The organism is Pandoraea cepalis (assembly GCF_902459625.1).
GTDB classification, from domain to species: domain Bacteria; phylum Pseudomonadota; class Gammaproteobacteria; order Burkholderiales; family Burkholderiaceae; genus Pandoraea; species Pandoraea cepalis.
In genome coordinates this window covers 546,251-562,534 of the sequence record NZ_CABPRY010000003.1, presented here as the reverse complement: position 1 = coordinate 562,534, position 16,284 = coordinate 546,251, and the positions used below count along the sequence as shown (strand labels likewise).

At 62.4% G+C, this 16,284-nt stretch carries 13 protein-coding genes; 5 read left to right on the top strand and 8 right to left on the bottom strand.

The window, feature by feature from the left end; genetic code table 11:
• Nucleotides 1-335: 335 nt before the first annotated feature.
• The 6 genes from tcuC to PCE31107_RS10530 all read right to left on the bottom strand — a co-directional run bounded on the left by tcuC (nucleotide 336) and on the right by PCE31107_RS10530 (nucleotide 8,436).
• The gene (tcuC, locus tag PCE31107_RS10555; protein WP_150608264.1) at nucleotides 336-1,655 is read right to left on the bottom strand and encodes an MFS transporter; all 1,320 of its coding nucleotides are present in this window, start codon (nucleotides 1,653-1,655) and stop codon (nucleotides 336-338) included.
• Between the two features lie 58 nt (nucleotides 1,656-1,713).
• Nucleotides 1,714-2,937: a tricarballylate utilization 4Fe-4S protein TcuB gene (gene tcuB / locus PCE31107_RS10550; protein ID WP_150608261.1), complete on the bottom strand. Its 1,224-nt coding sequence runs from the start codon at nucleotides 2,935-2,937 to the stop codon at nucleotides 1,714-1,716.
• On the bottom strand, nucleotides 2,924-4,333 hold the full coding sequence (tcuA, locus tag PCE31107_RS10545; RefSeq protein ID WP_150608259.1) for an FAD-dependent tricarballylate dehydrogenase TcuA: 1,410 nt from the start codon (nucleotides 4,331-4,333) through the stop codon (nucleotides 2,924-2,926). Before tcuA ends, tcuB begins: the two co-directional genes overlap by 14 nt.
• A 63-nt stretch (nucleotides 4,334-4,396) precedes the next feature.
• On the bottom strand, nucleotides 4,397-5,350 hold the full coding sequence (locus PCE31107_RS10540) for a LysR family transcriptional regulator (RefSeq protein ID WP_130025983.1): 954 nt from the start codon (nucleotides 5,348-5,350) through the stop codon (nucleotides 4,397-4,399).
• A 176-nt stretch (nucleotides 5,351-5,526) separates the two neighbouring features.
• Nucleotides 5,527-6,855, bottom strand: a complete 1,329-nt coding sequence (locus PCE31107_RS10535) for an NAD(P)/FAD-dependent oxidoreductase (RefSeq protein WP_150608257.1) — start codon at nucleotides 6,853-6,855, stop codon at nucleotides 5,527-5,529.
• A 120-nt stretch (nucleotides 6,856-6,975) separates the two neighbouring features.
• A complete protein-coding gene (locus PCE31107_RS10530; protein WP_174966621.1) occupies nucleotides 6,976-8,436 on the bottom strand; it encodes an aldehyde dehydrogenase family protein in 1,461 nt (486 codons plus the stop codon).
• A 224-nt stretch (nucleotides 8,437-8,660) separates the two neighbouring features.
• Here PCE31107_RS10530 and PCE31107_RS10525 point away from each other — a divergent pair, with 224 nt between their 5' ends.
• The 5 genes from PCE31107_RS10525 (at nucleotide 8,661) to copC (ending at nucleotide 14,719) form a co-directional block, all read left to right on the top strand.
• Nucleotides 8,661-9,581 carry a LysR family transcriptional regulator gene (locus PCE31107_RS10525; RefSeq protein WP_150608255.1) on the top strand — a complete coding sequence of 307 codons (921 nt, stop codon included), beginning with the start codon at nucleotides 8,661-8,663 and terminating at the stop codon, nucleotides 9,579-9,581.
• A 228-nt stretch (nucleotides 9,582-9,809) separates the two neighbouring features.
• A complete protein-coding gene (locus tag PCE31107_RS10520; protein ID WP_130025986.1) occupies nucleotides 9,810-11,180 on the top strand; it encodes an APC family permease in 1,371 nt (456 codons plus the stop codon).
• A 245-nt stretch (nucleotides 11,181-11,425) separates the two neighbouring features.
• Entirely contained in the window at nucleotides 11,426-13,351 is a 1,926-nt protein-coding gene (locus tag PCE31107_RS10515; protein ID WP_150608253.1) for a copper resistance system multicopper oxidase, read from the top strand.
• 17 nt (nucleotides 13,352-13,368) lie between these two features.
• Nucleotides 13,369-14,259 carry a copper resistance protein B gene (locus PCE31107_RS10510; RefSeq protein WP_246181788.1) on the top strand — a complete coding sequence of 297 codons (891 nt, stop codon included), beginning with the start codon at nucleotides 13,369-13,371 and terminating at the stop codon, nucleotides 14,257-14,259.
• Between the two features lie 73 nt (nucleotides 14,260-14,332).
• The gene (copC, locus tag PCE31107_RS10505; RefSeq protein ID WP_130025989.1) at nucleotides 14,333-14,719 is read left to right on the top strand and encodes a copper homeostasis periplasmic binding protein CopC; all 387 of its coding nucleotides are present in this window, start codon (nucleotides 14,333-14,335) and stop codon (nucleotides 14,717-14,719) included.
• 99 nt (nucleotides 14,720-14,818) lie between these two features.
• Here the strand turns inward: copC and PCE31107_RS10500 are convergent, their stop codons facing one another.
• A complete protein-coding gene (locus PCE31107_RS10500; protein WP_217425196.1) occupies nucleotides 14,819-15,325 on the bottom strand; it encodes a TPM domain-containing protein in 507 nt (168 codons plus the stop codon).
• Nucleotides 15,319-16,164, bottom strand: a complete 846-nt coding sequence (locus tag PCE31107_RS10495) for a TPM domain-containing protein (RefSeq protein WP_246181787.1) — start codon at nucleotides 16,162-16,164, stop codon at nucleotides 15,319-15,321. Before PCE31107_RS10495 ends, PCE31107_RS10500 begins: the two co-directional genes overlap by 7 nt.
• Between the last annotated feature and the right edge of the window lie 120 nt (nucleotides 16,165-16,284).

Sequence of the window (16,284 nt, the reverse complement as noted above, 5' to 3'; positions counted from 1 at the left end):
ATCTTACCCGCTCGCAAGCGTTCTTGGTCCCGAACAAGGCCCACCCTACGCCGGCGAGGCTCAGCGTGACGAGGAAGATCGGCGCGCCCAGGTCATGCGCCCAGAGATGGCTGTGCCGGGCGCTCATTGCACGCTGGCGCTGGCACATCAAGGCATGTGCCGTGCACGCGCCGACCGATCGCGTAATGGCTGCTTCCGACGGGCGGGCGCCCTGCCCCATTGTGTCCAGCGTCCCAGAAACGACATACAGATTCCGGCAGCATATTTCGGACGACAACCGCCCCAAACAAAGCGGCGACCGGTCTTGCACCGGTCGCCGACATCATTGCGCTGGGTCAGGCTGACGTAGCGGCCGCCGCCGCGTGCCCTCGCCCTCGCCGGTACAGGCCGAGCGTGGCAACGAGCCCGCACAACGCGGCGAAACTCAACCAGTAACCGGGTGAAGCCTTGTCGTGCGTGATCTGGATCAGGTAAGTCGAGATCGCGGGGGTAAAGCCGCCGAACACCGCGGTCGCGAGACTGAACGCCAGCGAGAAGCCCGCCACCCGCACTTCCACGGGCATCACTTCCGTCAGTGCGGCGACCATGGCGCCGTTGTACATCCCGAAGAAGAACGAGAACCACAGCAGAACGGTCAGCATGCGTGCAAAGCTCGGTGCGTCGGCGAGCCAGGAGAGCGCAGGATAGGCCGTGAAGATCGCCAACACGGAGATGGCAAGCAAAACCGGCTTGCGTCCCACACGGTCCGAGATCGCGCCGCCGATCGGCAGCCAGATGAAATTCGACGTGGCCGCGAGCAATGTCACCATCAGACTGTCTGACGTCGAGAGTTTGAGCACAGACTTGCCAAACGTGGGCGTATACACCGTGATGAGATAGAACGTGGTGGTCGTCATCGCCGTGAGCAGCATCCCGCCAATGACAATACGCCAGTTGACACACAGCATCGCAAAGATTTCACGCACCTGCGGACGATGCCGCCGCGCTTCGAATGCCGCGGTTTCCTGCAGAGAACGGCGCAGCACAAAGAGGAACGGCACGATTGCGCAGCCGATGAAGAACGGCACGCGCCAACCCCAAGCGACAATCTGATGCTCGGAAAGCCAATGATTCAGGCCATAGCCGATCGCCGCCGCCATCACGATCGCGACTTGCTGACTGGCCGACTGCCAACTCGTGTAGAAGCCCTTGTTGCCGGGCGTGGCCATTTCCGCCAAATAGACGGATACGCCCCCCAGTTCCGCGCCCGCCGAAAAACCCTGTAACAGGCGTCCCAGCAGCACAAGTGCAGGCGCGAGCAGCCCGATGGTCGCATACCCCGGCACACACGCGATCAGGATGGTGCCGCTCGCCATGATCGACAGCGTGACGATCAGTCCGGTGCGCCGCCCCACCCTGTCGATGTATGCGCCGAGAAAAATCGCGCCCAGCGGGCGCATCAGAAAGCCCGCGCCAAATACCGCGAAGGTGAGCATCAACGACGCGAAGTCGCTCGTCGACGGAAAGAAAATCTTCGAGATCGATGTCGCGTAGAAACCGAACAGAAAGAAATCGAACTGTTCGATAAAGTTGCCGCTTGTTACCCGTAGCACGGCGGCGGCCCGGTTCGCTCGCGAGCCGCCACCACTGGCAGAGATGGATTCTGTGGGGGTCATGGTGTCTCCTGATTATGGGTATGTGTAAGTAATGGGTACCGTCGGGACCCTGCGGGATTTAATCTGTGCCCAGGCTTGACGCGTTACCTTGGCGCTTCTCAATCGACGATTTGAGTAACGCCGCCGAGCGAAAAATGCCGTGCGCGAACTTTCCGTAAGGCAGTGTCGCGAACAGCGCCATGACAATGCCCAGATGGATGGCGAGCAGTGGCGGCATCGCGGGGGTTGCACGAAACCCGAGCAACGCGAGCCCGGATACGCTCGTCAACATCAGAAGCGCGATGAAGCCGCGGTCCATCGGACGTTGACGGGCATCAGTGCGTTCGGGATTGCGCCTGAGGTTCAGCCACCACAACCCCGCCGGCCCGACGAACAGTCCAATGCCGCCCGCGGTGCCCAGCAACACCGGGATGCTCAGGTAGGGATATGGCGCCTCCAGACTGAACGCATAGTGATACAGCGTTGCAACCGCGGTTGCCGCGAAACACATCAGGAACCCGTAGAACGTGAGGTGATGGAAGCGGCGTCGCGCGAGCGTGAATGCATCGTCCGATTCGTTGCAGCCGTCGCCGTGCCCACCATCGAGATACTTGAGCGTCAGCGCGTGCTTTGCGGCTTCGACGGCGGCAGGCATGCTCGCGCTCGCGGTGCCCGCCGAGACGTCGCGCCAGAAGCGCGTAACGCCCACGCCCAACGCCAGCATCGCGAACAGAAAGACCGTGCCGAACATTGTCGCGAGCAGGTTGTGCGGGAAGATCGCGTAGAAGTTTGCCGCCGCGGCGCCTGCGGAAAGACCACCGCGCAATGCCATCCCGAGCATCAGAAAGAGCGCGAGACCTGCCGCCAGCGCGACCGACAATGTCACGCCGTTACGCTTGTAAAGCGCGCCAAACGCCCTGGGAAACGCATATTCGGTATACGTTTCGAGGCGGACCTGCGCCATCGATTTGGGCACGTTAACCGCGAATTCGTGCGGCGGCGCGTACTGGCAAGCGTGATAGCACGCGCCACAGTTGTGGCAAAGGTTCGCCAGATAGTTGACGTCCGCCTTGCCGAAGTCGAGACGCCGCGTCATTGCCGGAAATACGGCGCAAAATCCCTCGCAATAGCGGCACGCGTTGCAAATCTGCATCTGCCTCGCCACTTCGGCTTCGCTGTTGCTCAACGGCACAATCGGAATCACGCGCGTCGCGCGGCCCGATGCGCTGTGTTGCGTTTCCTTGGTATCGAACTGCGGCGCGCTCCGCGTGCGTTCGGGCGTGAGCACGTCAGACTGTTGCACTGTGAGCCTCCGTGGTGTTGTGTGCGGCGCGCGCGGCCTGCGTGCCAGCAATGCGTCCGAACGCTGTGCCGATCGACATGCCAACGCCGGCCGTATAGCCCTGGCCAAGCACGTTTCCGGCCATCATTTCCCCTGCGACGAACAGGTTCTCGCTCGCCTTGCCGCCGAAGTGAACCTGCGCCCGGTCGTTGGTTTTCAGACCGAGGTACGTGAACGTGATGCCCGGGCGCAACGCGTAGCCATAGAACGGTGACGTATCGATCCGGCGTGCCCAGTGCGTCTTGGCTGGCGTGAGGCCTTCGGTGTGGCAGTCGTCGAGCGCGGTGTGGTCGAAGGTGCCGATGCGACAGGCGTCGTTGTAGCGGGTGACCGTTTCCATGAAGCGCGCTTCCGGCAGCCCCAACTTGCGCGCGAGTTCCGGCAGCGTATCGGCCCGTTCACCCGGGAACACCGGCGGCATGAAACGGCCGATCGCCTTCGCGTCGATGATGGAGTAGCCGATCTGGCCCGGCTGATGCGCGACGAGCCGTCCCCAAATCGCATAGCGCTTGGGCCAGAAGTCTTCGCCCTCGTCGTAAAAGCGCTCGCCGTCGCGATTCACCACGACACCCAGCGACACACAGTCGATGCGGGTGCAGATGCCGCCGTCATAGAGCGGCGCACGCGCATCGATGGCAACGCAGTGGGATTGCGACGGGTCGCCGATCAGATCCGCGCCGGCATCTGTCATGTGCTGGATCAGCACCCCCGTGTTAAAGCGCGTACCGCGGATCAGGAAGTTGTCTGCCGGCCACTCGCCGCGCTCGTTCTGTCCCCACGCTTCGCGCAGCCAAGCGCGATTCGATTCGAAGCCACCTGCGGCGAGAACGCAAGCGCGTGCCTCGAACCGCTTGTCACCGCTGCGCGCGGCGACGAAGTGAGCGCCATCGAGTTCCAGGGAATCGACGGGGGTTTCGTAGCGGATGTCCACGCCGAGCGCTTCCGCGCTTCGGTAATACGCGTTGACAAGCGCTTTGCCGCCCCCCATGAAGAACGCGTTCGTGCGTGCCACGTGTAGCGCGCCGGAGAGCGGTGGCTGGAAGCGCACGCCGTGTCGCTGCATCCACGGCCGGCACGACGACGATGCGCGGATCGTCAGACGTGCAAGCGCCTCGTTGGTGATGCCGCCCGTGACCTTGAGCAGGTCCTGCCAGAATTCTTCCTCCGTATAGGCATCCACGAGCACGTCTTGCGGCGCATCGTGCATGCAACGCAGATTTCGCGTGTGTTGCGAGTTGCCGCCGCGCCATTCGCGCGGTGCCGATTCGAGAAGCAGGACCGACGCGCCGGCCTCACGCGCCATCAACGCAGCGCATAGCGCCGCATTGCCTCCTCCAATTACCAATACATCGACCATTTGACTTGGCTCCTTTCGGACGCATCATAGGGATGCCAAGTCTGTTCTGCCAGTCGTGTCCCCTCAAGGGGTCTTCACTGTTTGTGAAGACTGCGGCACGCGCAGACGTGCGCCGGGCCAGCGGCTTTCGTGCACGAGTTGCCGCGCGACATCGGCGAGGACGACGCGCGCGGCAAGACCCGCGGGCGACAGTTCGTCGTCGGAGACACTGGCGATCATGTTGGGCCGCGTGGCGTAGCGCTCTGCGACGGGCACGCTCACCAGCAGACCGTTCGCGGATCTGGCGAGCGCGGCGCCGGGCTGTATCGTGGCACCCATGCCCGTTTGGACCAGATCCATGAGCAGCGCAAGACCGTCCACTTCGGCGACCACGTTGGGTTCGTAAGCGGCGCGTCGAAACGCCGACGACAGCAGCGAGCGCAGCCCATGCGTGCCGCTGGGAAGGATGAGCGCAAGCCTGCCGAGGTGCTTTAGTCGCACGGATGTGCCTGTCGGCATGCCATCGAGACCCTCGGCGCCGATCAGGAACAGCTGCTCGTCGAGCAGTGGCATCACGCTCCACCGCTGCGCGGGTTCCTCGCGAAAGAGCACCGCGAGATCGATCTGACGCGCGCTAAGCATGGGGGCGAGATAGCCGGAGAGGCTTTCGACGATGCGCAGCCGAACATCGGGATATCGCGCACGCATGGCTTGCGCGAACGCGACGCCGAGCACGCTCGCCGTGCTTGGTGCCATGCCAACGCTCACGTGTCCCGACAGACGGGCGGAGCGCGCGGCAACCGCGGCATCGTCGATATGGCGCAGCGCGAGTTGTGCCTGACGCCAAAAGGCGATGCCGGCGTCAGTCGGCATCACGCCGGCGGACGTGCGCTGCAACAGGCGGGTCGAGAGTTCCCCTTCGAGACGGCTGATCTGCTGGCTCAATGCGGAGGTGACCACACCGAGGTCCAAGGCGGCCCGCCCCATGCTTCCGTGTTCCACCACACTGACAAAATACCGGAGTTGTCTCAATTCCATTTCGCGATCGACCGAGAAGTTTTGGCTAGCATGCGTCGAAGGCGACGATATTGGCAAGTCCCAACGCCGCCGTCGGCAGTGACAATCCTCGCCCGCCCGTTGGCGAATTGACGGCACGACCTCGGCGTCATGGAATTCGGTTCCGCAGAATGGCTTGAATGACGTCCCGAGCCGTCCTACATCATCTCCGGGCGAAGCAACTGCCCTCCTTTCTTGAATCGATTCAGACTGAAGGGGGTGATATCGGCATAGGGCGTTTTATTCTGCGCCATTTCAGACACGAGCAACCCGGCCCCCGGACCTAGACCAAACCCGTGCCCGCTGAATCCCGACGCGACGATCAGGCCCGGGATTTCATCAACGGTCGAGATCACCGGCACGAGATCCGGCGTCGTATCGATGAGGCCCGCCCACGCCTGCAATATCCGCACGCCCTTCATTTGAGGAAAGCAGGTCGTCAGGTTGTTGACTGCCTGCGCCAACCATTCTTCGTCAATGGCCGGCTCCAGCACGCGGATACGCTCGAACGGCGAGATTTCGTCGAGCGCCCAACTTGCCGACGCCTCGGGCCCATTAAAGAAACTCTTCCCTATGCGAATCTTCAACTTCTTCGTCAACTCGGAGCGATAGGTCTGATAGAACTTCAAGGCGTACCGAATCCCTTGCGGGGCCAGCTCGACACGACCATAGCCGGGTACGGCAAGCGTGTAGCCCCCATCGAGACGACGACGCAACGCAAATCCTGGACCATTGAATGTGCCGCCAGGCAACGCCGGGACTTGCGACGTGCGCATCGCGGTGCCCACCACATTGGCGACCGGCAACTCAACGCCATGGCGTTTCAACAAGCGCGAACTCCACGCGCCTCCGGCACACACGACCGTCGTCGCGCGAATGAGACCGCGCTCTGTCCACACGCCGGCGATACGACCCGCGCTGATGTCGAATCCTCGCGCGGCACATGTCTGCAACACGTAGGCGCCCAGTCCTTTTGCCCCCTCGGCGATGGCAGGCGCCGCCTTACTCGGTTCGGCCAACCCGTCCGACGGCGACCAGAGGCCGCCCACCCACCGCGCCGTCCCCGTCGGAATGCGGGATTTAAGCTCCGCTGCCGAGAGAAGATCGAACGAATAGCCAATCGCCTTTGCGCCGACCGCCCACTTTTCCCATTTCGCAATGTCTGCCTCCGCCGTCGTCCCATACAGACTGCCCTGACGGCGGAAACCGAGATCGCGACCGACCTCGTTTCCGATCTCCGACCACCGCGTCAAGCTGCGCATTGCCATGACCAATTCGTCATGCCTGCGATTTTGCTGACGCACCCATCCCCAGTTGCGTCCAGACTGCTCGGCGCCGATGAATCCCTTTTCCACCAGGGCGACCGACACCCCCTGACGCGCCAACTCGTACGCGGCAGTGGTTCCAATGATGCCGCCGCCGACGATCACAACGTCCACATCGGTGGGCATCACGGGACTATCGCTGACTCTGTCGATTTGCAACATGGATATCTTGTTTGAAGTTCCGTTGTCCGCCGCCCTTTGCCTCAGGGCGACCCGTGTGCCGCATCCCCTTCCCTACGTTGCACGATTCGCAATGGCATGCGATGCGCTCGGCGATCACCATCAGGCGAAACCCAGGATCGCTTTCGTCTCAAGGTACTCCTCGAATCCATGGATGCCGTATTCGCGTCCGTTTCCCGAGCGCTTGTAACCGCCAAACGGGGCATGGGCGTCCCACGCCGGATGGTTGATATGCACTTGCCCCGACCGGATACGCGAGGCAACCGCGCGCGCCTGCATCAGGTCCTCGCTCTGGACGTGCGCACCCAGGCCGTACTTCGTATCGTTCGCGATCGCAATCGCCTCATCGACGGTGTCGTACGCCATGAGGCTCAGGACCGGCCCGAAAATCTCCTCCTGTGCGATGCGCATGTCGGCCGTCACGTCGGAGAAAATCGTCGGCCGGACAAAGTAACCTTGGCTCAAACCTGGCGGGAATCCGGGACCACCGCAGATGAGCCTTGCACCCTGCGCGATACCCACATCGATCATGGCCCGTACGCGGTGAAATTGTGCTTCGTTTGCAATCGGCCCGAGCGTTGTCTGCGCCGAACCAGGTTCCCCCACGACCATCGACTCCACCGTGGCGCAGGCCATGCGTTCGACGTCGGCGAGCCGATCGCGAGGGACAATCATTCGCGTGGGCGCACTGCACGACTGCCCTGCGTTGCGAAACGCGGCCATGACGCCCAAGGCCACTACCCGCCCAAAATCGGCATCCGGTAGCAGGACGTTCGGTGACTTTCCTCCCAGCTCCAGTGTGACCCGCTTGACCGAGTCTGCCGCCGCCTTCGCCACGAGCGCGCCGGCCCGGTTGGAGCCGGTGATCGAGATCATGTCGACTTGCTCATGCGCCGCGAGGGCTTCGCCCACTTCCGGGCCACTGCCTTGCACAAGGTTGAATACCCCCGCCGGCACCCCGGCATCGTGAGCGATCTGCGCGAATAGCTCAGCGTTCAGGGGCGATAACTCGCTGGGCTTGAGGATCACCGTACATCCTGCGGCAAGCGCGGGCCCCACCTTTGCCGTAATTTGGTACAGCGGCCAGTTCCAGGGGGTGATCAACGCACAGACGCCGATGGGCTCACGGGCAATGGCCGTGTGACCGTCAACCTTGAGAAAAGCGTAGCCAGCCGCGATTTCGCTTGCCACACGAAGATGCTCCGCGGCAAACGGGACGTGCGAGGCACGAGCGAACGATATCGCTGCGCCCATTTCCGACATGATCGTCTGTGCGAGCAGTTCCTTTCGCTCGAGAACGAGGCGATACATTCGGTTCAGGATCTCGACGCGATCCGCCACCGGCGTATCGGACCATGGGACGAACGCCCTTCGGGCCGCGGCGACCGCCGTGTCGACATCTTCCCGCGATCCGACCGCCAGCTGGCGAATCGCGTGGCCAGTCGCCGGGTTGACGACGGGCACCGTCCGGGGATTCGCCGGCGCCAACCACTCGCCATTGATGTACAGCGTGCGCGTGCTGTCCATTGCAACGTTGTCCATCGTCGTAGCTGTGCGAGTCATGATTCCGACCTCTCAAACGCGGAAAGTGATTCAGATGGGCTCAAGATAAAGAAGCAAACGGGTGCGGTGTGTAACACGCAGTAAATTCGACATTAAATCTTTATTAATGGACGCACCATCCAGCCAGGATCTCGCGCCGTCGGCCGCCGCCGATTCGCATCGCAAGCGCCGTCAGGATTTTGTCCTGTGTAATATCTAGGGAACATGACATTAATGGTGAATTAATGATCGATCTGGACGATCTGCGTCTGTTCCGTGCCTTGGGCGCTTCGCGATCGCTCGCCGCCGCCGCGCGTTTGCTGAACCTGACGCCCCCCGCGGTCACCGTCCGTCTGCAGCGCGTGGAGGAGCGGCTGGGCGTTCGCCTTGCGGTACGTGGCGCGAAAGGTATCTCGCTGACCGATGAAGGTCAGCGTTTTTTGCATGAGGCGTCTGAACTCCTTGAACGTATCGACGCAATTCCGTCCCGAGTGTCGGGCGAACCCGGCAGCCTCACCGGCAATCTGCGCATCGTTGCGCCGCTTGGCTTTGGTCGCGCGCACATTGCGCCCTTGGTTCGCGAGCTTCATCGGGCACACCAAGGCCTTTCGATTTCACTGGTGCTCGCCGACAGTCCGCTCACCGCAGCGTCAGGCGCGGATGTCGTCATTTCCATTGGCAACGTCAAAGCGTCTTCCTGGGTGGGGCATTACCTGGCGCCCAATGAACGATATCTCTGCGCGTCTCCCGCGTTTGCGCGCCGCCTGCCGGCCGTCGTGCATCCGTCCGAGCTCGATCGGTATGAATGTCTATGCTTGCGCGAGAACGACGAAGACGCCACGCATTTGCGATTCATGCGTAACAACGATCGCGGAACGGGTGCAAGCAAGGCCGCCACCATTCGAATGACCGGCGCATTGTCGTCAAACGACGGCACGGTCATCAGCGATTGGGCGGTCGCCGGACTTGGCATGATGGAGCGGTCCGAGTGGGATGCCGCGCGACTGATTGCCGCTGGAAAACTGGTTCGCCTACTGCCGGAATGGCGCTTGGCGCCCGCCCCCATCATGGCGCTGGTACCCACGCGTCACGGACTTTCGAGCCGTCAGCGAGTGTTTCTCGAAACGGCGAAGCGTGCCTTCGACCCACCACCGTGGCGTCGGTGACGCTCTGACAGCGACCATGCATCCCTTGGTTCAGCGCACCTTGCACCAAAGTGGACCACGGGTGCCCCCAGGAAGGCCAGGCAAGTCCGACACGACAGCGAATTGCGACCCGCCGGGACTGGAAAATCAACGGCGAACGCAAGAATGACATCCCCCTCTTGCCTGGACATCCGGCATGGAGTAAAACGTCGATCCATCCATGTCAACCTAGCCTAGAACCGCACATCTATGGACCAACCCGCCAAGCTCAACGCCGATTCGCTGGGCATCGTCGAATCGGTGATCATGGGCATCGCCGGCACCGCACCGGCCTACAGCGTCGAGATCACGACGTCGACCATCATCGGGACGGCCGGCACGCTCTCCCCGGCGAGCATCCTGGTGTGCGGGCTGATCATGTTCGGCATCGCGTACGCGTTCATCAACATGAACCGTGCCCTGGCCAGTGCCGGCACCTCCTATTCATGGGTAAGCATGGTCTTTGGGCGCACGCTTGGCTTCTTTGCCGGCTGGGCGCTGCTGGTGCTGTGCTGCGTGTTCATGGTGTCGGCCATGATTCCGGCGGCCAATGCCACACTGCTCATCTTTGATCGCCCCATGATGAATAACGTGCACTACGTGACGCTGATCGCGGCCGCGTGGCTCACGGTCGTCAGTGCAATCGTCGTCAAGGGCGTCAAACTGACCAGCTACGTGCAGGTCGTGATGACCATCATCGAGGGCATCATCCTGCTGGTGATCATCGTCGCGAGCTTTTTCGTGTTCCCTCACGCACAGCAGCACGCGTTCTCGTGGCACTGGTTTTCACCCCTCGCGTTCACGCCCGCGCAGTTCGCCAGCGGTGCCCTGGTGGCGATCTTCTTCTTCTACGGCTGGGACGTGACCATGAACCTCAGCGAGGAGACGCGCGACTCGAACCGTATTCCCGGCCGGGCGGCGTTCTGGTCGATGGTGTTCCTGATGGTGTTCTTCCTTGTCTTCATCGTCATCGCCTTGCTGGGGCTGTCGGACGCCGAGATCCAGCACTTCAACACCAACATCATCTTCGCCATTGCCGAGAAGCTGTTCGGACCGACCTGGGGCTACGTCGCGATCATCGCGGTGTTACTGAGCACGGTGGGAACGGTCGAGACGCAGATGTTGCAGTTCACCCGCACGCTCTTCGCCAAGAGCCGCGACGGCGCCCTCCACCATCGCTATGCGCGTCTGCATCCGCGTTGGCAAACGCCCCACGTTGCGATCTTCTTCATCTGGATCATCGGGCTGGCGCTGCTGTTCATGTCGTCTTATCTGCCGACCATCAACGTCATTCTGCAGGATTCGATTACCGCGATCGGCTTCCAGATCTGCTTCTACCTTGGGCTGACCGGACTCGCCTGCGGTTGGTACTACCGCAAGGTGTTGACGCAGGGCCCGTGGGCCGCCGTGACGCATGTCATCTGGCCGGTGGCAAGCGGGCTTTTCCTCTTCTTCATTGCGGTTTACAGCATCCCGACCTTCGACTGGGCCACCAATGTCGTCGGCATGGGCGGCATTCTCATCGGTATCGTTCCGCTGCTGCTGAACCGCAAAAAGATCTGGGTGGCCCGGCAAGGCTGATCCGGCGGGAGCCCTGACATTGGCCGCACGGGGCTCAGGCTCCCCGTGCGAGCGGCGGAATTCGCGCATCCTCTCCGCGTGGAGCCCTTCATCATGACAAATTCGTCATTTTGCCGTCATGTTATCGATGTCAGCGCCCGGATAATCTTGTGCCACGCCGCAAGGTACCGGCCGGGCGAACACCGCGGTACCGACTGACGGACATCGAGCCATACGGCGTTGTCGAGACAATCGGAAACGGATACATGCAAACGCACTTCGGCAGACGCACCTTCGTGAAGGGATTGGGGGCCGCCGGCCTTGCCGGCGGGCTTGGCCTGTGGCGTCCCCCAGTCTGGGCGATCTCGAGCCCGGGCCAGCCCCATGTGCTCACGGGCACCCAGTTCGATCTCGATATTGGTCAGACCCCCATCAACATTACCGGCCAGACACGAACGGCCACACTGATCAACGGCACCCTGCCCGGCCCGGTCCTGCGCTGGCGTGAAGGCGATGACGTTACCCTGCGCGTCGCGAACAAGCTTCAGGCGCAGACTTCCATTCACTGGCACGGCATCCTGCTGCCGAGCAACATGGATGGGGTTCCGGGGCTCAGCTTCAACGGTATCGACCCCGGCGAAACGTTCACCTATCGCTTCAGGGTGAAGCAACACGGCACCTATTGGTACCACAGCCATTCGGCCTTGCAGGAGCAGACGGGCGTGTACGGCCCGTTGGTCATCGACGCGAAGGATCCGGAGCCGTTCAAGTATGACCGGGATTACGTGGTCATGCTCTCCGATTGGACGGATGAAGACCCGCGGCGAATCCTGGCAAAGCTCAAGAAGCAGTCCAATTACTACAACTTTCACCAGCGCACGATCGCCGACTTCTTTCACGACGTCAGAACCCAAGGGTGGAGCGCGACGATCGCCGACCGAAAGATGTGGGCAGAGATGCGCATGAGCCCGACCGATCTGGCGGACGTCAGCGCCTACACGTACACGTATTTGATGAACGGGCAGGCGCCCAACGGCAACTGGACGGGCATCTTTCGCCCGGGCGAGCGCATCCGCCTGCGCTTTATCAATGGGTCGGCCATGACCTATTTCGACGTGCGAATCCCCGGCCTGAAGATGACGGTCGTGGCGGCCGATGGGCAATACGTCAATCCGGTCAGCGTGGATGAGTTCCGGATCGCGGTCGCCGAAACGTACGATGTGATCGTTGAACCGGCAAATGGATCGGCTTATACGATCTTTGCTCAGTCGATGGATCGAACCGGCTTTGCCCGCGGCACGCTGGCCGTGCGCGAAGGCTTGGCGGCCGAGGTGCCCTCCCTCGACCCGCGCCCGCTGCTCACGATGGATGATATGGGCATGGGCGGCATGGATCACAGCGCAATGCCCGGCATGGATATGTCGAGCACGAGCGACGACGCGATACAGACCATGGATGGCACGCCTGCCAAGGATCCCAACGCCATGCCGGGCATGGATATGTCCAGCATGAGCGGTGAAAACCTGCAGACCATGGACGGCACGTCGGGCACGGATCCGGGGGCGATGCCGGGTATGGACGGCATGTCGGGATCGGCCACCGGCGCTGCGGCGGGCATGTCTGGCATGGATCACGGAGCCATGTCCGGCATGGGCGCCATGGGTGCGATGCAATCGCATCCCGCAACGGAAAGCGGAAATCCGCTGGTCGATGCGCAAGCCATGAGCCCCACGCCACGTCTCTCCGATCCAGGGATCGGACTGCGCAACAACGGACGTCGCGTGCTCACCTATGCCGACCTCAAGAGCGCATTTTCCGATCCCGACGGACGTGAACCGACGCGCACGATCGAACTGCACCTGACCGGCCACATGGAAAAGTTCGCCTGGTCGTTCGATGGCGTGAAGTTTGCGGACGCGAAGCCGATTCGCCTCAAGTACGGCGAGCGGGTCAGGCTGGTGCTGGTCAACGACACGATGATGACGCACCCGATTCATCTCCATGGCATGTGGAGCGATCTGGAGGACGAAGAAGGCAAGTTCATGGTGCGCAAGCATACGATCGATATCGCCCCGGGGTCGAAGCGAAGCTATCGCGTCACGGCCGACGCCCTTGGGCGATGGGCCTATCACTGCCACCTGCTTTTCCATATGGAGACGGGGATGTTTCGCGAAGTACGCGTGGAAGAATGATGCGAATGGATAAATCGATGTCGTCGACGATCCCGCGACACCTCCACCGAATCGCCCTGGCCTTCGGCGTGTCGGCCGCCTTCGGTCACGCCGTTCCTGTCCTTGCGCAGTCGGCGGCTTCCCCGGCGCACGCGCACGTTCAGGCCGCGTCGGGGGACGTGGAGATTCAACCCATGCAACCCGCCGCATCGACCCCGACCGCGTCTCCGGTCCCGCCGCTCACCGACGCGGATCGCAATGCCGTATTCCATGGCGGGCATATGCACGATATGGGCGACGCGCAGATCAACTACCTGGTGCTGTTCGACAAACTGGAATGGCAACGCGCCGGCGGCGGCAATGCGTTGAACTGGGAAGGCACAGCCTGGGTGGGCGGCGATATCGACCGCTTGTGGATCCGTTCGGAAGGCAAGCGGACGGGACATGGTTTGGAGGACGCGGAAGTCCAGGCGCTTTGGGGTCATGCGATCAGTCCATGGTGGGACGTGGTCGGGGGCGTTCGCCACGACTTCAAGCCGGGACGGTCCCAGACGTGGGCCGCGTTAGGCCTGCAGGGGCTCGCGCTGTACAACTTCGACGTGGAGGCAACCGCCTATGTCGGTCAGGCCGGGCAGACCGCCGCCAGGCTGGAAGGCAAATACGAGTTGCTCATTACCAACCGACTGGTGCTTCAACCGACGGCGGAAATCAATATCTACGGCAAGAACGATGCGAGCCGGGGTATCGGTGCGGGCTTGTCATCGACCTCGCTCGGCTTGCGCTTGCGATACGAACTCGATCGCCAGTTCGCCCCATATATCGGCGTCAACTGGGACCGAAGCTACGGAAATACGGCGCGTTTCGCAGAACAAGAGGGCCAGCGACGCAGCGAAGTGTCCTTTGTCGCGGGCGTTCGCGCCTGGTTCTGATGTCGACGCTCGAAAGTCCGGCGCACGCCGAGCTTTCCCATTTTTGTCTCGCCCATTACCCACGGAGTTACCCATGAATCTTCGACACGTCGCCGCTCGCTTCGCGGTGATCGCCGCCACGGCAACCCTTGCCTCGGCCGCCTACGCGCATCCCAAGCTGCTGTCCTCAACGCCGCAGGAAAATGCCGAAGGCGCGGCGCCCGAAAAGATCGAACTGCACTTTTCCGAGAACCTGATGACCCAGTTTTCCGGCGCGGCGCTCGTCATGACAGGCATGCCGGGCATGTCCAGCCATGCGCCGATGCGGGTTGCCGCGAAGGTGTCCGGCAGTGACGATCCGAAGGTCATGGTCATCGCGCCGTCGCAGCCCCTGCCGGCTGGCACCTATCGCGTCGACTGGCGCGCCATTTCTTCCGACACGCATCCGGTGACCGGCAAGCTTTCATTCACGGTGAAGTGATCGGCGCGAACCGTTGGGCAATCGTTGCCGTTCGGTTCGTGCGCCAATGCGTGGCTTGTCGGAGCCAACCCGTCGGCCAATAGCGCCCCCCGCGCCTCGTTACAACACCACCGGCTTGTCGCTCAGTTCGTTCTTGCCGACGCCTTGTGCCGGAAAGTGTTGCCGCAGATGCCGGCCAATGGACTCGACGCCGGCGATGACACCGGCTTCGTATTCGCCTTTCTGAAAGGCGGCTTCCATCTGCCGGCACACGGCGCTCCATTCTCGCGCCCCGACTTTTTGATGGATGCCGCGATCCGCCACGATCTCTACGCTGCGGTCCGCCAGTAGCAGGTAAATCAGAACGCCAGTGTTGTGTTCGGTATCCCATAGGCGCTGCTGGGAGAACACTTCGATGGCACGTTCGCGGGCGGTGAGCCCCTTGAGCAATCCGGCCCAGCTCAGCGCGCCCTCCACGACGAAGCAGAGTTGACCGATATGGCTGGCTTCGCCCGCCGAGATGGCCCGCTCGATCGCCTGCAGCGCTTTGCGCGGGAAGGCTTGCCCCACTTTCCAGTGCGTCATCAGCAGGTGTCGCCCCATGCGCCGCAAGCTTGGCATCACCATTTCCCCGAGGCGCCGCCGCCGCCGAATCCACCGCCGCCGCCACCGAAGCCGCCTCGCCCTGACCCGCCGAAGCCGCCCATGCCACCGATCCCCCTGAAACCGAGATGGGAGCCGCCAAACATCGTAAAGAAAAGTGCGATCGCCCCGGCGAGCACACCCAGGACGATGGTGCCCGATAGAATCCAGCCTATGACGCCGACAACACCGCCCGTGGCGACGGCGCCGGGGCCACGACCGAGGATCGATCGAAGCACGCCGCCGAGGACGAGCGTGAGCACCAGAAGGACGGGCAGGAAGGCGCGCACCGAGCCGCTCCCGTCATCGCTGGCGCGCTTCGGCGGCGGTAGCGGCTCGCCGTTGACAACACTCATGATGCGTTCGACGCCAGCACTCACGCCGCCATAGAAGTCAGCTTGCTCGAAACGTGGAACGATGTCCTCATTGATGATCCGGTTGCTGATGGCGTCGGTGAGCACGCCCTCGAGACCGTAGCCGACCTCGATGCGCACTCGCCGGTCATCCTTGGCGACAATCAGCAGTACACCGTCATCCGTACCCTTGCGCCCGAGCTTCCATTGTTCGACGACGCGGATGGAGTACTGCGCAATGTCTTCGGATTGCGTGGTCGGTACCATCAACACCCCGATCTGACTGCCCTTTGCGGCCTCGAAGGCTTGCAGCTTTTCCTCCAGGGCGGCCGTCTGTTCGCGGGTCAATGTGCCGGTCAGGTCGGTGACTCGGGCGGTCAATGGGGGAATGGCAACCTCGGCACTTGCCCCAAGGCACAGGCAAAGCAGGAGCGCCGGAAACAAGCCTTTGACGGCCAGATGCCATTTCACGTTGACCTCCCGGGGCGAACCTATTCACTATCGCCGCTCCCCACCCTCTCACATTGACGCGTGTCAAAGGTCGGCATCGCCATGACGGAGACGGCGAGCGCCTCGGGTGAGCCACTGCGT

Excerpts from the sequence above, each read along its gene's own strand:
- PCE31107_RS10530 (WP_174966621.1), bottom strand. The coding sequence starts at position 8,436 with ATGACTCGCACAGCTACGACGATGGACAACGTTGCAATGGACAGCACG.
- tcuC (WP_150608264.1), bottom strand. The coding sequence starts at position 1,655 with ATGACCCCCACAGAATCCATCTCTGCCAGTGGTGGCGGCTCGCGAGCG.
- PCE31107_RS10520 (WP_130025986.1), top strand. The coding sequence starts at position 9,810 with ATGGACCAACCCGCCAAGCTCAACGCCGATTCGCTGGGCATCGTCGAA.
- PCE31107_RS10500 (WP_217425196.1), bottom strand. The coding sequence starts at position 15,325 with ATGGTGATGCCAAGCTTGCGGCGCATGGGGCGACACCTGCTGATGACG.
- PCE31107_RS10525 (WP_150608255.1), top strand. The coding sequence starts at position 8,661 with ATGATCGATCTGGACGATCTGCGTCTGTTCCGTGCCTTGGGCGCTTCG.
- PCE31107_RS10540 (WP_130025983.1), bottom strand. The coding sequence starts at position 5,350 with ATGGAATTGAGACAACTCCGGTATTTTGTCAGTGTGGTGGAACACGGA.
- PCE31107_RS10515 (WP_150608253.1), top strand. The coding sequence starts at position 11,426 with ATGCAAACGCACTTCGGCAGACGCACCTTCGTGAAGGGATTGGGGGCC.
- copC (WP_130025989.1), top strand. The coding sequence starts at position 14,333 with ATGAATCTTCGACACGTCGCCGCTCGCTTCGCGGTGATCGCCGCCACG.
- PCE31107_RS10510 (WP_246181788.1), top strand. The coding sequence starts at position 13,369 with ATGTCGTCGACGATCCCGCGACACCTCCACCGAATCGCCCTGGCCTTC.
- tcuA (WP_150608259.1), bottom strand. The coding sequence starts at position 4,333 with ATGGTCGATGTATTGGTAATTGGAGGAGGCAATGCGGCGCTATGCGCT.
- PCE31107_RS10535 (WP_150608257.1), bottom strand. The coding sequence starts at position 6,855 with ATGTTGCAAATCGACAGAGTCAGCGATAGTCCCGTGATGCCCACCGAT.